The sequence below is a fragment of the Paraburkholderia caffeinilytica genome (genome assembly GCF_046030355.1).
In the GTDB taxonomy this organism is placed as follows: Bacteria; Pseudomonadota; Gammaproteobacteria; order Burkholderiales; family Burkholderiaceae; genus Paraburkholderia; species Paraburkholderia caffeinilytica_B.
Window position 1 is genome coordinate 119643 of record NZ_JAQQCQ010000009.1, and the last position, 12535, is coordinate 132177.

The following is a 12535-nucleotide window of genomic DNA, read 5'->3' on the forward strand; positions in this document are numbered from 1 at the left end:
CGTAATGCACGGCGTAGACTAAGAATTGAATTGGAGATGGCATTCCTCCATAACCGCCCGCAAGGGCTAATGATGCCTACAGGCCTGGGCTAGGGTACTGTGGGCACGCCTCGACTCGCTTCGTTTGTCTGAAGCGCGCGCCATCGTCAAGCTGGCGTTCCCTCCCAGTTTTCATCACCGTACCGATCACGTCTGTCCGCCTCGCTGATTGCAGTCGAGCGCGTAACGGGACGTCGGAATCTCTGCTCAGGTTCCATCCCGCCGTGCGAAACCGGTGTCTCTCGCGGTCGACGGAATCTGGTGGCAGGCGCAAGTGTGCGCCTGCCAAACAAGAAGAGGGTACGCATGCTCTTTCACAGCATCCTGTTCGAAAAACCAGAGGATGGGCCGAGGCGCGATGACGTGCCGGAGCCAGATTTCTTTGGTGACCTCAATCTCGACCAGATTGTCTCCTCAGTCACGGCCGGATGGAACGACTACAACCTGAAACCGTTCTTTTACACCGAACTTTCGCGTGAGGAAGCGATCACGTACCGGCACGAGGTCATGCAGGATCTCGACGACGCTGATGTATTCGACAGCATCAATGCTTTTACACACGGCATGCGCAAAATGCGTGAGCACCTGGCACAGGCAGAGAAGCTCCGCTATCAGCGCCAGAAGGCGTGGTGGTTCCTCGAAGCGATCGTTATCTATTGCGAGACACTTGCGACCTTTGCCCGGCGTCTGTCGCTGGCAGCACCCACGTCGAGAGGACTACGGGCGTTTCATGAATACCTGACCGGATATGTTGCATCGGAGCGCTTTCAGTCGCTCACACATGACGCTGACCATATCAAGAAGCATCTCTCGTCGATTCGATATTGCGTGCTCATCAAGGGAAACGCCGTCACGGTACGTCACTACGACGCGGAAATTGACTATAGCGCCGATGTTCTGCGGATCTTCGAAAAATTCAAGCAAGGGGCGGTCAAGGACCATCGCATCGAATTGCGCGACTGGATGGACATGAATCATGTCGAAGCCCACGTCCTGGATTTCGTCGCGCAACTACACCCGCAGGCGTTCACGGAGCTCGCCACCTACTGTGCGAACAACGTGAGCTATCTCGATGCCACGATCCGGACCTTCGACCGCGAAGTCCAGTTCTACTTCGCGTACCGCGGCTACATCGAAATCTGCAAAGCGGCGGACCTGTGCTTTTGCTACCCACGCGTGTCATCCAGCAACAAAGCCGTGCGCTGCGACGAGACGTTCGATCTGGCGCTCGCGCACAAGCTCACGAGCGAAAACGCGTGCGTCGTCCAGAATGATTTTCATCTCGATGCCGAAGAACGTCTGATTGTCGTATCGGGTCCCAACAACGGCGGGAAAACGACCTTTGCTCGCACTTTTGGTCAGCTGCACTATCTGGCGAGGATCGGTTGCCCCGTTCCCGGCCGCAATGCCACGCTCTTTCTGTACGACCGGCTGTTTACGCATTTTGAGCGCGAAGAAAATACCAGGGACCTACGCGGCAAGTTGCAGGACGACTTGATGCGCGTTCATCAGATCATGACGCACGCCACGTCGCGCAGCGTCATCATCATGAATGAAATCTTCAGCTCGACAACGCTGACTGACGCACTCTTTCTGAGCAGGAAAATCATCGGCGAAATTCTGGAGCGCGACGCGTTGTGCGTTTGTGTGACCTTTATCGAGGAACTCGCGCATCTAGGCGAACAGGTCGTGAGCATGGTCAGCGAGATAGAGCCGGGGGATCCGGCTTCCCGCACCTACCGGGTGAGAAGAAAACCCGCTGACGGTCGTGCGTATGCGGTGTCGGTCGCGGAACGCTACGGCTTGACCTATGACCATCTGAAAGAACGGCTCGGGCTATGAAGGCATATCTTCTCTACAGGGACCGCGACTTCAATATGCACCGCGAGGCCGAATGGAACGAGCCGGCGCTGGTACAGGACCTGGACTTGAACACGCTCTATCAGACGATGGCGCAAAGTGATGCGTTTCTCTACGACGTCATCAAGCGGGTCGTCCCGGTCAGCTCGGTCATCCTGGACGAAATTACTTATCGCCAGACCATTCTCAACGACTGCATCGCTCACGAAGCCACGGTGAGACAGATCTACGCTATCGCGATCGGGGCGATCGAAACTGAGCGCAAGAGCCACTACAGTGTCTTTTCATCGTCAGCCAGTTCGGTGTTGTACGGTGCGCGAGAAATGATCCAGCAATTCGCTGGCGTGTTGAAGACGCTGAGGGCCGTTGCGGATTCGCAGGCGGGGCAGTTCCAGTCAGAAGGGTTTGGCCAATTTTTCTCGATGATCCAGCGCGAGCTGACGGACGAGTACTTTGCCACGATCCACCAATGTCTCAAGGAACTCAAGTTCGGCGGCGGCGTGCTGATCAGTGCCGGACTGGGCACGGGCAACAAGGGAATCAGTTACGTGCTGAGAAAGCCGCACGAAAAGGATCCCAATTTCCTGCGGCGGCTATTTGCCAAACGATCGCCCTCGTTGACGTTCCGTATTGCCGATCGAGACGAAAATGGCGCACGCGCATTGGCGGAACTGGAGGCGCGGGGGATCAATCTCGTCGCCAATGCGCTTGCGCAATCAGCCGACCATATTCTCAGCTTCCTCACGATGCTACGCACTGAGCTGGCTTTCTACCTCGGTTGCGTCAATCTGCATCACGAGCTGACACAACGGAGCCTGCCCACGTGCATTCCGGTTCCGCGGCAGCGCATTGAAAGACAGCACGCCGTTGAAGGGTTGTACGACGCGAGCCTGGCGCTGCGCTCCGGGCCCGCGCCCGTCGCCAATGACGTGCACGGGGACGGCAAGGAACTTGTCGTCATCACGGGCGCCAATCAGGGTGGCAAGTCGACGTTCCTGCGAGCGGTTGGGCTGGCGCAGATCATGATGCAATGCGGAATGTTCGTCACGGCGGCCTCGTTCTCGGCGAACGTGTGCGATGGGATCTTGACCCACTACAAGCGAGAGGAAGATGCATCCATGCAGAGCGGAAAGCTCGATGAAGAGCTCAAGCGTATGAGTGAAATTGTTGAACACATCAAGGAGCACTCGCTGTTGTTGTGCAACGAATCCTTCGCTGCAACCAATGAGCGCGAGGGTTCCGAGATCGCGCGACAGATCATCGCGGCGTTGTTGCAAAAGCGCGTGAAAATCGTATTCGTGACACACCTGTACGCGCTGGCTCACGGGCTGCATGAGCAGAGGACGCAGGGCATGATGTTCCTGAGAGCGGAGCGGCGGCCCGATGGAGAGCGCACGTTCAGACTGACAGAGGCCGAGCCCCTGGAGACCAGCTACGGCGAAGATCTGTACAGGCAGATCTTTCTACCTCAGGCTCGCCGCATTTGCGCTTTGCAATGCGCGCAGCGGTGAAGCCCGCGACATTTGTCGCGAGCCGTTTGATCAGAGCTTTGGGTCAGAGGATCAGACAGCTGTGGTACGAGATGCAATCGGGCCTGTAATCGCGGCACAAACCATCGCTGAACCGCCTCGCAGTTTCCTTGCTACACTGAACGCAGTGGAGATGGCATTCCTCCCCAAACCGCCGGTCAAGCCCGGCTGATGATGCCTGCGAGTTCCTGGGTCAGGAGGTCGTGAGCATGTCCCTGCGTCCTGCTGTCCAGATTGGTACGTCACTCGAATCTGGTTTCCTATGCTTATCATCATTGCAATGAGGTCGTATGTGCGTATCACGCGGCGCATCCGTGTGTATCGTGACGTGCCCGGCTCTCAGCGACGGGTTATGCATTCCTCGGGAACCAATTGGAGCGCCTCATGAAAGGCAGTCAATTGACGCTGTTCGCCGCCAATCAGAGCCACCGCAAGAGTCACATGACCGTTGTCGAGTGGATTCTGCGAAAGACGAAAGAAGCCGGTATTGAAGGCGCAACGGTGATCGAAGTAAGCGAAAGCATCGACGCGCATGGCAAGTATCACGCGGCGCGTTTTTTTGAATTGGTCGACCAACCCGTCGTGGTCACCGTGGCCGCGGAAGACGCACTCATCGACGCGCTGCTCGATAGCCTCCGGCACGGCGGTGTCCAACTCTTCTACACGCGTTGTCCTATCGAATACGAGGTGCTGGGCGCAGACGTGACAGGCGGCGGGGAGCACGACGATGGGCACGTTTGCAGCGATTGAGCACATTACCGCGGACGAAGTGCCTGTTTTGCGGACGCGATGCTGCAGGGCACAATCAGGTGTTGCGGCGGCTGTGAACTAGAATGAATCAAGCGGTGGACGAGCGGGCCTGCCCCGGTCTGGCAACGCGGTGTTACTCCGGTAGTGGACGCAGCCCGTGCGCGTCACCCGGAGCTGCAAGGACCCGATGGGCGGCGGAGATGTGCGATGAACGGCTATCAACTGACGTTCTATACCGAGCAGAAGAGGAAGCACGGTCATCAGACCGTGTGCGAATGGCTGCTGCATGAGGTTCGCCAACTCGGTATCGGTGGCGCGACCGTCATCAATTGCGCCGAAGGCATCGGCCACGCGGGTTCGCATCATGCGGCCCACATGCTCAGGCTCGACGATCAGCCAGTGCAGATCATTCTTGCCGTGACTGAAAAAGAAGCCGAACAACTTCTGGATCTCGTACGCGCCGAAAACGTGCACGTTTTCTACATGCGGTTCCCGATCGAGTTCGGTGTGATCGGCGATGACCACCCGCACAAACCGCCGAAGCATTTTTCCCTGTTCGGCCGCTCGACGGGATAGGAGGAAACACGGAGCTTGCAAGCATTGGCGCGTCACCTATACTCAAAACTGATTTCTGCGGAGATGGCATTCCTCCCTAACCGCCGCTAGCAGGTTTGCGGCTAATGATGCCTACAGGGTCCCCGGGCGCTTCGGGGCCGGTAGGCATTTTCGGCCGGCTCGCCTTTTCGAGCATCCCGGGCATATCGTTGCCTACAAGAACGCAAAAAACATGGGATGCGTGAGCGAGTCGCCGTGCAGCAATGATTGCCGCCCCCGTCCATACGCTTCGCAGCGCCGTCGCGTAGCGATTTGCGCGTGCGTTAAGCCGCGGTCCCCGCGGTCCCAATACGTCGTCCGTCGGCCCTTCGTCTTCGCGGAGGGGGCGTGAACACGCGCGACGTCACCCTCCAGATTGCCCAGGTGGTGACCGTCATCGCCCTGTCACCGCTTCTGCAAGGCGTCATCCTGCAATGGGAAGAGCGTGTGCAACGCGCACGCGGCCCTGGCATTTTTCAACCCTATCGGGACCTGTGGAAGCTTTTCCACAAGCAACTCGTCGTGCCCAACTCCGCTTCGTGGATTTACTGGACTGCGCCGGTCGTCGCGTTCACCTGCATGCTCACGGTGCCGATTCTCATCCCGGTGCTCACGGACTTTCCACTGCCGCTTTCCGACATGGGCGACATCCTTGGCGGTGGCCTCATTCTGACATTCGGGTCGTTTGCAGTCGTATTGGCAGGTCTGGATTCGGGAAGCGCTTATGGCGGCATTGGCGCGAGCCGCGCGGTGATGCTCGGCATTCTCGCGGAGCCCACGCTGATCCTCGTGCTGGTCGGTATCACGCTGCTCGCGAAGGCGATGTTGCCGTTCGTCGTGAACCATCTGCTTGTGGCACAGCCATCCGTGTACTGGAGTCCGGCCCACCTGTTTCTCGTTTTCGCGTTTTTCGTCCTGCTACTGGTCGAGACGGATCGCTTGCCGATTCATTCGAGCACGCACATCGAGGTGTACATGATCGAGGAGGCGCGCATCCTCGAGTATTCGGGACCGCTTCTGGCGCTCCTCAAATGGGCGTCGATGATGAAGCAGTTCATTCTCTACACCATTTTCTGTAACGTGCTGACCCTGCCGTGGGGACTCTCGCAGCACGGCACGGCGCTGGGGGCATTGGGTGCGGCGATCGGTTTGTTCCTGCGGATGTTGCTGGTCGTGCTCGTGGTAGTCGTTGTCGAGACGGCGCAATCCAGGTTGCGTTTTTTCCGGTATCAGGAGCCGCTTGCGGCGTCGTTCATGCTGGCGGTGCTGGCGATCGCCGCTAACCAGCTTCGGTGACCTGTCATGCTGCTCGCCCACCTGAGTCCGCTCGCCGCATCGCTCTTCAGCCTGCTGGCGATTGGCAGCCTGCTGCTTGCGTTTGTGATGCTGGGTTCTCGCTGGCTGAAGGACTATCTGCTCGCGTTCATGGCCGAATCGTGGCTGATCGCGGGGCTCTCCGGTGCGGTGGGCTATTACGGCAACTACCACGAGCTGTATCTGATCGCGCTACTCACCGTTTTTTTCCGGGGCATGGTGCTGCCTTATCTGATCTGGCGAATCATCATCCGGCTGGAAGTCGAGCGGGAATTGCATGTGATCCTGCAGCCAAGCTCGAGCATCGTGCTGGGGGCGCTCCTGGTGCTCTTTGCCTTTGTCGTGTCGAACCATCTGGGCAACGCGCTGGGCCTGGGCGGCACCGTGGTGGTGCTGGCGCTCACGGTGATGCTCTCGATGAAGCTCATCGGCTTTCTGATGCTCGCGGTGCGTCATGAGGCGATCAGTCAGGTGCTGGGCCTCCTGATTCTGGAGAACGGTATCTTCCTGGGCTCGCAGATTCTCGTGCCGGGCATGCCAATGTTGATCGAACTGGTGCTGCTGTTTGATCTGCTGGTTATCGTCGTGAGCTTCGGCGTACTGGTTCGCTATCTGGTCGCACATGTCGGCAGCACGAGCAGCCGTGAGCTTAGACGGCTGGTGGGGTGAATATGATCGAGACATGGAGCGTCGTGATCGTTGTCGCACCAGTCGCAGCAGCGGCAATCTGCGCGGCGAGCCGGCGCGCGCGCGTCGCCGAGTATGCGAACCTCGCCGCATCGATTGTCTGCGTGATTGCGGCGGTTTTGCTCGTCTGCACGGTCAAGGATGGACATCGCTTTCTGCGCGACTACGTTGTGGTCGATGCGCTGGCCGCCTGGACCCTTGTTTGCACTGCGCTTGTGTATTGCCTCGCTTCGATCTATGCGGTGGGCTATATGCGGCTGCTAGCCGAGGAGCGTGAGCGGCTACCGAACTTCTATGCGCTCTTCGCGCTCTTCGCGGCGACGATGATCTGTGGGCCGATCATGAACAACATCGGTGTCTACTGGATCGCGATCGAGCTGACTACGCTCGTCAGCACGTTCCTCGTAGGCTTCGAGCGCGGCCAGGAAGCGATCGAAGCGGCATGGAAGTACATCATCGTCGTTTCCGCGGGCATCAGCCTTGCATTGCTCGGAACAGTGCTCTTCTACTGGGCGGGCAGCCTAGTCATCGGCCCGACCTACGACATGACCTGGGACACGCTGCGCCGTGCGGCTCCCAGGATGAATCCGGCGCTGGTGCAGATGGCGTTCCTGCTCGTGCTGGTCGGCTATGGCACCAAGGCTGGCCTCGCACCGATGCATACATGGCTGCCGGATGCGCACAGTGAGGGGCCGGCGCCCGTGTCCGCGATGCTCTCCGGTGCGCTGCTGAATACGGCGATGCTTGGCGTCGCGCGCTTCCTGACGATCACCGATGCCGCCAGTTCATCGCTGTTGCCGCGCACCGTGCTGGTTGCGTTTGGCGCGTTTTCGCTTTTTGTCGCCGCGTTGTTCATCGTGCGTCAGGAAGGCGTCAAGCGGTTGATGGCGTATTCCAGCGTCGAGCATATGGGTGTGCTGGCGCTCGGACTGGGATTTGGCGGCCCGCTCGCGATTGCCGCTGTGCTGTATCACATGCTCAACCATTCGCTGAACAAGTCGTTGATGTTCTTCGGCGCCGGCAACGTCATGCGCGTGTTCGGCACCAAGGACATGGGCGAAATTCGCCGCGTGTGGGATCGCTTTCCTGTCACCGGCGCGTTGTGGCTGGCCGGCGCGGTGGCGATTACGGGGGCGCCGCCGTTCGGTTTGTTTCTAAGCGAATTGACGCTGATGCGTGCCGGGATGGTGAGTTCGAATGTTTGGGCCGTGATGGTGATGCTGCTATTGCTGATCGTGATCTTCATCGGCTTTCTCAACCACTTCCGGGCTATGTACTTCGAAGCCCGGCGAGCGGGGCCGAGCGGGGCACCGGAACGCACGGCGACTCCGGGCGCATGGATGACGGTTCCGATGTGGCTTGCCTTTGTGCCGGTATTGGTCCTCGGTGTGTGGTGGCCGCAAGCTTTATGGCGTTTCTTCGAAATGGTTGCCGCGGATCTGGGAGGGCAGACGCGATGAACAACTGCACGCTCAAGGAAGTCACGCTTGCCGGACTCGGCGCGGCCGCCGACGCTTTGCTCGATCGCGGTGGACGCATGCAGACCGCGTACGCGTGGTTCCCGCGGCCGGACGCTCCGGAAATGCGCTATATCGCGACAACACCTGGCCGGCGCGAGTTCGAGAGCTGGCGCGTTGCAACCGGCAACGCGCCGGTTCCCAGTCTCGCCAGTCGCTGCCCGCTGCTCGGCTGGTATGAGCGCGAGATCATGGAAATGAGCGGTGTCGCGTTTGCCGGACATCCGGAACCCGAACGCCTCGTCACCGCATTTTTGCCGCCGACACCGCGCGGCCCCCTCGAGCCGATGGATGCGTCGCAGGCCAGCGTCGCGGGCACGCTGGCCGCCCCGACACTGCCGCAAGTATCAGGCAAGCACGTGCAATTATTGCCGTTCGGCCCCGTGCGTGCCGATGTCGTCGAGTCGGCTCAATTCATCTTTTACTACGTTGGCGAAGGCATTCTGCACTATCACCCGAATCTGTTCCTCAAACATCGCGGGATGGAAAAGCAGTTCGAGGGGATGCGTATCGAGGAGGGTGTTCTGCTCGCGGAGCGCGTTGCGGGCATCGATAGCGTGGCACACGCGCTCGCGTATGCGCAGGCGCTCGAAGACGCAGCGGACTGCATCGTGCCGCCGCGCGCACGTTGGTTTCGCGTGATCGCGGCGGAGCTTGAGCGCGTCTATAACCATCTGCATTACCTCGGCCATTTGTGCCACACGACCACGCTGAAGGTCGGCGAGGCCCAGGGCAAGCTGCTTGAGGAGCGCGCCAAGCAAATGAATGCGCTGGCCTGCGGCAGCCGGTTATTGCGCGGCGTGGTGTGGCCAGGCGGTGTGCGCCGCGATCTGGACGTGGTGGCGATTGCCGAGGGCGTTGCGGCGCTGCGACCCGAACTGGAGCGATATGTCGACCTGATCGAGCGGACCACCAGTCATCTCGACCGGCTTATTTCCACGGCGCCGCTCAGTCAGCAACTCGCCTTCGATCAGGGCGCGACTGGACCGGTCGAACGGGCATCAGGTGTAGACCGGGACCTCAGACGGGATCACCCTTATGCCGCGTACGACGAATTGCAGCCCGCTGTCGCGACCCGGAGCGAGGGTGACGCCTTTGCCCGGATGAAAGTGCGGATCGCGGAACTCCGGACGAGTCTGGTGCTGCTCGACGACGCGATCATGCGCGGCATTCCTGCGGGGCCACTGCTGGAGTCTTGTCACTGTGCGCCGAACGCCGAGGGGCTCGGCTGGGCCGAGTCGTCACGGGGCACTGTGCTCTATGCGCTGCATCTCGATGACACGTCACGTATTGCGCGCGCGAAGCTCAAGTCGCCATCGTTTTCCAACTGGCGAGTGTTTCCCTTCACCGTGCACGACAGCAACATGATGGATTATGCGATCAACGAAGCGAGTTTCGGTTTGACCATTTCGGGTTGTGCGCGATAGGGCGGAGCGATTATGTCTCTATGGACCTGGTTTGGGCTGACGAGCGGCAGCGCAAGTACTGAATGGCCGCTCAAGGGCGATGCGCACGGCCAGCAGGGCGTGCTCGGCATGCCGCGTTACGATCCGGCCAGGTGCCAGGAGCGTTGCGACGCGTGCGCAAAGGCATGTGTCACGCATGCGATCACTTTCTCTCACGAGCGGGGCGCGCACGTTCCTCCGGAGGTGGATTGGGGCCGTTGCATCGTCTGCCAGCGCTGTACCGAAGCGTGTCCGACTGGCGCCTTCTCGCCATCGGCGGACTGGGCGGTGGGTGTGACGAATCGGGACGACCTTGTGCGGGACGAGGCGGCGGCTTCCCGCGTGCCACGCGAGAGGGTCGAACGGACGCGCCGCACATTCCGCCGCAGTCTGCATATCCGCCATGTCGACGCGGGATCGTGCAATGGTTGCGAGTCGGAACTGCAGGCGTTGAACAATCCGTTCTACAACCTCCACCGGCTTGGCATTTTCTTCACGGCATCGCCGCGTTTTGCCGATGTTCTGCTCGTGACCGGCCCCGTGACACACGCGATGCGTGCGCCGCTGCTGGCGACGTATGAGGCGATGCCCGATCCGAAGTGGGTCATCGCGACAGGGACATGTGCAGTGTCAGGTGGCGTCAGTGGAGGAAATTACGCTTGCGGCAGCGGCCTCGACGGCGTCTTGCCAGTCGACGTCTACCTGCCGGGCTGTCCGCCTAATCCTGCTGCGATCATTCACGCGTTGCTGCTGATAACGGGGCGCGCGGAGCAACGGATGCGAGGAGGGCAACTTGAGCGTTGACCTGATTCTGGCGGCGAGCGTCCTGTGGCTCGCCACCGCCATTCTGTCGCCGATGCGCTCAGTGCGGGCGTGGCTCCGCTATTTGCTGGCGGCCGGCTGCGTGCTCGGCGTCGCCGCGTGTCTGACTGCTTTGCCCACCGCAACGCCTCGCGTTGAATTTCCGTTTGCGCTTGCTTCGCAGCGCATTGCCTTCGCGCTTGAACCGTCAGCGCTCTGGCTGCTCGGCTTTGGTCTGGTACCAGCCATCTTTGCCTGCGGGCTTGGCTCGCCGCTCTCAGGCCGTTCTGGCACGTGGTGGGTGGGGGCGTCGCTGAGCCTGCTTGGCGCACTGGGTGTGTTCGGTCTGCAGGATGGTATGTCGATGCTCGTCGCCTGGGAGGTGATGAGCTTGGGGGGCGCGGTGATGCTCGCGGGCGAGCGCGCGCGTGAGGCCGACGGCAAACCCGTGCTGCTCATGCTCGCGCTGCTCGAAGTGGGCGCGATTTCACTGGTCTTCGCGATTCTGCTACTCGACCACGCGTCGGCCGGCATCGGTTTCGGCGCGTTCGGCGCCCATGCGCCGCAGACGCCGGCAATTCTGTCGTGGGCGGCCGGTATCGCGCTGCTCATCGGCTTTGGTGCGAAGCTCGGCCTCATCCCTTTCTACGAGTGGTTTCCGCGTGCGTACTCGAGCGGCAGTGGTGCGACGGGCGTGCTGTTCTCCGGCGTCGTGCTCAATGCGGCCTATTTCGCGCTGAGCCGCGGCTGGAACAGCTGGCTCGGCGTTGCCAACGACAGCGGCACGGCGTTCGGGCTCGGTGTGGTCGCGATCGCGATAGGCGTTGTCAGCGCGGTGCTGGCGATCCTGTTTGCTTTCCAGCAGGACGATTGGAGAGCGTTGCTCAGCTATTCGTCCGCGGAAAACGCGTCGGTCGCGGTGGCGATGCTCGGCGTCACACAACTCTTTCGCAGCGACCATCTGAACGATCTCGCCGGTCTCGCGTGGACTGTCGCGTTGTTACATCTGGCCGGCCATTCGCTCGCCAAAGGCGCGCTCTTTCTGGTCGCCGACGGCATCCAGGCGTCGACGGGCAATTACGATATCGTGCCGCGCGGCTGGATCAGAAACAGTGGGTTCATGCTAGGTCTCGGCGCACTTTTCGCGGTGATGAGCCTGGCGTCGATTCCCCCGCAGGCGGGGTTTGTTAGCGAGTGGTACGTGTTCCAGTCGGTATTTCAAGGCTTTCATTTATCGGCTTTCACCGGCCGTCTTGTGCTGGTGCTGGCCGGTGCGGGCCTCGCGCTAGCCGCTGCGGTGGCGCTTGCCACGTTTGTCAAACTATTCGGGCTGGGGCTGTTGGGCATGCCCGACCCGGACTATCAGCATCCTGTGCCTCGCCGCAGTGCCGTCGCGGTCGGCGTACTGGGACTTTGCGTGCTTGCGGTGGCCGTTGGTGCGCCGTTGTGGCTCAACGCGCTGGCCAGCGGTGCCCAGACGCTGTTTCAGGCCAACAGTCCCCAGGCGATGGTATCGGGATGGCTGCTGGTTCCGCTGACCGACAAGTTTGCCTTTATCTCGCCGTCGAAGCTCATCATCGTGATGCCGTTGTTGGCGCTTATCCCACTCGCCTTGTTGCGGTTCACGAGAACGCGTCCGGTACGGCGCACGGCGGTCTGGTTTGGCGGCATGACCCAGCATGGCCGCGACGCGATGACTACGCCGCTGACGTTCTCGAATGCGATGCGCACGTTCTACAGCTTCGTGTATCAGCCGACCATGAGCACCGAGCGCGAACATGAGCAACGCGAGTACTTCATCAAGCGGCTGGTGTTTTCCGAGGGGGTGACGGACCTGTTCGAGCGGCATCTCTTCGAGCCAGCAGTCCTGTTCGTGACGTGGTGTGCCGACAAACTGCGCGCATTGCAGTCCGGCAATCTGAACTTCTACCTCGCGCTGATCGGCGGTCTGCTAGTGGCGATACTGGCGTTGACGCTCGTATAGCCCGGCTTCGAGCGA

General features: G+C 60.6%; 10 protein-coding genes and 3 riboswitches. All 10 genes read left to right on the top strand.

Features of this window, described 5'->3' with window-relative positions; translation table 11 throughout:
* Positions 1 to 23 precede the first annotated feature (23 nt).
* Positions 24 to 86, top strand: a riboswitch (Fluoride riboswitch).
* Between the two features lie 259 nt (positions 87 to 345).
* The 10 genes from PQQ95_RS15885 (at position 346) to PQQ95_RS15930 (ending at position 12520) form a co-directional block, all read left to right on the top strand.
* Entirely contained in the window at positions 346 to 1881 is a 1536-nt protein-coding gene (locus tag PQQ95_RS15885; protein WP_408438334.1) for a MutS-related protein, read from the top strand.
* The gene (locus PQQ95_RS15890; RefSeq protein ID WP_408438335.1) at positions 1878 to 3410 is read left to right on the top strand and encodes a MutS-related protein; all 1533 of its coding nucleotides are present in this window, start codon (positions 1878 to 1880) and stop codon (positions 3408 to 3410) included. Before PQQ95_RS15885 ends, PQQ95_RS15890 begins: the two co-directional genes overlap by 4 nt.
* Positions 3411 to 3548: 138 nt before the next feature.
* A riboswitch (Fluoride riboswitch) is annotated at positions 3549 to 3616 on the top strand.
* Positions 3617 to 3812: 196 nt separating this feature from the next.
* On the top strand, positions 3813 to 4178 hold the full coding sequence (locus PQQ95_RS15895) for a DUF190 domain-containing protein (RefSeq protein ID WP_408438336.1): 366 nt from the start codon (positions 3813 to 3815) through the stop codon (positions 4176 to 4178).
* Positions 4179 to 4385: 207 nt separating this feature from the next.
* Positions 4386 to 4754, top strand: a complete 369-nt coding sequence (locus tag PQQ95_RS15900) for a DUF190 domain-containing protein (protein WP_408438337.1) — start codon at positions 4386 to 4388, stop codon at positions 4752 to 4754.
* Positions 4755 to 4804: 50 nt separating this feature from the next.
* Positions 4805 to 4875, top strand: a riboswitch (Fluoride riboswitch).
* A gap of 245 nt (positions 4876 to 5120) precedes the next feature.
* A complete protein-coding gene (locus PQQ95_RS15905) occupies positions 5121 to 6068 on the top strand; it encodes a respiratory chain complex I subunit 1 family protein (protein WP_408438338.1) in 948 nt (315 codons plus the stop codon).
* Positions 6069 to 6074: 6 nt separating this feature from the next.
* Positions 6075 to 6755, top strand: coding sequence for a hydrogenase (locus PQQ95_RS15910; RefSeq protein WP_408438339.1), 681 nt, complete (start codon positions 6075 to 6077; stop codon positions 6753 to 6755).
* 2 nt (positions 6756 to 6757) lie between these two features.
* Positions 6758 to 8233: a proton-conducting transporter transmembrane domain-containing protein gene (locus PQQ95_RS15915; protein ID WP_408438340.1), complete on the top strand. Its 1476-nt coding sequence runs from the start codon at positions 6758 to 6760 to the stop codon at positions 8231 to 8233.
* Positions 8230 to 9717, top strand: coding sequence for a hydrogenase large subunit (locus PQQ95_RS15920; RefSeq protein ID WP_408438341.1), 1488 nt, complete (start codon positions 8230 to 8232; stop codon positions 9715 to 9717). The genes PQQ95_RS15915 and PQQ95_RS15920 overlap by 4 nt, the downstream gene beginning before the upstream one ends.
* Positions 9718 to 9729: 12 nt before the next feature.
* Positions 9730 to 10539, top strand: a complete 810-nt coding sequence (locus PQQ95_RS15925) for an NADH-quinone oxidoreductase subunit B family protein (RefSeq protein WP_408438342.1) — start codon at positions 9730 to 9732, stop codon at positions 10537 to 10539.
* Positions 10529 to 12520: a proton-conducting transporter transmembrane domain-containing protein gene (locus tag PQQ95_RS15930; RefSeq protein WP_408438343.1), complete on the top strand. Its 1992-nt coding sequence runs from the start codon at positions 10529 to 10531 to the stop codon at positions 12518 to 12520. Before PQQ95_RS15925 ends, PQQ95_RS15930 begins: the two co-directional genes overlap by 11 nt.
* Positions 12521 to 12535: the final 15 nt, after the last annotated feature.

Coding starts and splice junctions, on each gene's coding strand:
- PQQ95_RS15885 (WP_408438334.1), top strand. CDS start 346: ATGCTCTTTCACAGCATCCTGTTCGAAAAACCAGAGGATGGGCCGAGG.
- PQQ95_RS15890 (WP_408438335.1), top strand. CDS start 1,878: ATGAAGGCATATCTTCTCTACAGGGACCGCGACTTCAATATGCACCGC.
- PQQ95_RS15895 (WP_408438336.1), top strand. CDS start 3,813: ATGAAAGGCAGTCAATTGACGCTGTTCGCCGCCAATCAGAGCCACCGC.
- PQQ95_RS15900 (WP_408438337.1), top strand. CDS start 4,386: ATGAACGGCTATCAACTGACGTTCTATACCGAGCAGAAGAGGAAGCAC.
- PQQ95_RS15910 (WP_408438339.1), top strand. CDS start 6,075: ATGCTGCTCGCCCACCTGAGTCCGCTCGCCGCATCGCTCTTCAGCCTG.
- PQQ95_RS15915 (WP_408438340.1), top strand. CDS start 6,758: ATGATCGAGACATGGAGCGTCGTGATCGTTGTCGCACCAGTCGCAGCA.
- PQQ95_RS15920 (WP_408438341.1), top strand. CDS start 8,230: ATGAACAACTGCACGCTCAAGGAAGTCACGCTTGCCGGACTCGGCGCG.
- PQQ95_RS15925 (WP_408438342.1), top strand. CDS start 9,730: ATGTCTCTATGGACCTGGTTTGGGCTGACGAGCGGCAGCGCAAGTACT.